This window comes from uncultured Campylobacter sp., assembly GCF_937890585.1.
Taxonomy (GTDB): Bacteria; Campylobacterota; Campylobacteria; order Campylobacterales; family Campylobacteraceae; genus Campylobacter_A.
The window spans coordinates 1-1,653 of the sequence record NZ_CALACG010000163.1; the positions used below are offsets into that span (position 1 = coordinate 1).

2 protein-coding genes and 1 pseudogene are annotated in these 1,653 nt (G+C 48.0%); all 3 read right to left on the reverse strand.

The genetic code is table 11. The features are described from left to right. The coding region (locus tag Q0296_RS04815; protein ID WP_298037259.1) for a hypothetical protein at positions 1-818 on the reverse strand (818 nt) is incomplete at its 3' end. A gap of 1 nt (position 819) precedes the next feature. Beyond that, positions 820-1,374 (reverse strand): putative peptidoglycan-binding domain-containing protein, encoded by a 555-nt coding sequence (locus Q0296_RS04820; RefSeq protein WP_298037261.1) that lies wholly within the window; start codon positions 1,372-1,374, stop codon positions 820-822. Positions 1,375-1,439: 65 nt separating this feature from the next. Next, a pseudogene (locus Q0296_RS04825) lies at positions 1,440-1,653 on the reverse strand (hypothetical protein); the annotation flags it as partial.

The following is a 1,653-nucleotide window of genomic DNA, read 5'->3' on the forward strand; positions in this document are numbered from 1 at the left end:
TCCTCAAATTTCTGCGCTAGCGCCTGGTCTTTGCTAGCATAGCTTTGTTTTAGCTCGTTTATGCTGGCGTTGATTTCGCCGAATTTCGCGTTGATTTGTTGTATCGCCTGTGCTAAGGCTTCGTTGTCGGTAGTTACGGCTACGTCTTTTGTAGTGACAATGGCCTGTATCTTGTCGTTTACCGCCTTGACTTCGGTTTTTAGCTCTTTTACGTCTTTGATTTCGCCTTTGAGCTTATCGCGCAAATTGACGTTATCAAAGGTGTACTCTTTGTTTAGATAGTCCTCGATTATCTTTTCAAGCTCGGTTAGATGATCCCATATGTTTACATCTCCGCCGCTACCGCCGCCCGCAGCGCCGCTATTATTATTTCCCCCGTTATTGCCGCCGTTGCCGCCGCCGTTTGGACGCACTGCCCAATAATCAGGCACCAAATTAGCCCTCATATCTGCTCCTTTTACTAATTTTGCTTTGCCGCGCAAAACGCAGTATTTGTCGTCGTTCTTGTTTCGTATCCATACGCTATACGCGTGCCAAACTCCGCCGTAGCCGTATATGTCGCTGATGTCGTTTTTGAAAAACCCTTCAGGCGCGCTTTGCCATATCTCGCTACCGCACCGCACTAAAATTTCATTACCTCTGATCGCGCCTACGCCCGTGACGTAAAACCCGATGTCGTTTTCGATATTCGTAAAAGCAACGAATACATCATCGTACTCGGGGTTAAATCTTATCTCCTCGCCGTTTTCGCCCGTGTACGCCGCCTGCAGAGTAAAAGCGCTATCTATGATAAAGGTTTTGTCGTAGTATAAGTTCATACTACACCGCCAAAGCTCTATTTCTCCAGCCATTGGCGTAAATTTTTAACCGCGGATTTTTCTCGATCAGCTTGTTGTAGTATTCAAGCTCCGCCCGGTCAAACTGTTTGTCAAATCGCTCCTCGTCATATCTATTTATCGCCGTTACCGTTTGATCGCCGACTATGCCGTCATTCACTACGCCTACCAACTGCTGCGCAACTCTCACGGCAGGCTTTACGCCGACATTGACGCCAAAGATAAACATCTCGTTTGCTTTGATTTGGCTCTCTATTTCGTCAAGCCTCATACGATCCCAATACGCCTCTTTGTAGAATGCTCGCACCTGCGCACGCAAATTCTCGCTAGCGTATAGCGCACGGGATATTTTCTTGATGTCGCCGCCAAGAGCCACCGTGCCTAGTATCTCATCCCAGCCAGCCCAGCGCGGGTGTGCGGCTTGATAAATCCCCATAAACGTCCAGCCCTTTTCTGTTGGGTTTCTATCTAGCGCATTCTCAGGCTTAGAGAATTCAAGTCTCATTAAAATTAAAAAAGCTTCGTTAAAATTTGCCATTTTCTGTCCTTTATTTTTACTTCGCGGCGGAAGTAATCCCGCCTTGCACCGCCTGCAATATCTCGCTATTTGTCATCTTCCCGCTCCTCGTGCCTAAAGCTTCCGCCGTAGTCCCCGTAGTCGTAGCTATTGCCGTTTAGCCCTTCTATCTTTTTCTCTACGGCTTTATCTATCATCGCGGTAGCCCACTCCGCGCCTCTCCACGCGAAAAACCCGCCCACTGCTAGCGAAAATTTGGGCGCCTGCGTGAAGTAAAACGTCGTTTCATAAGCTAGCCAA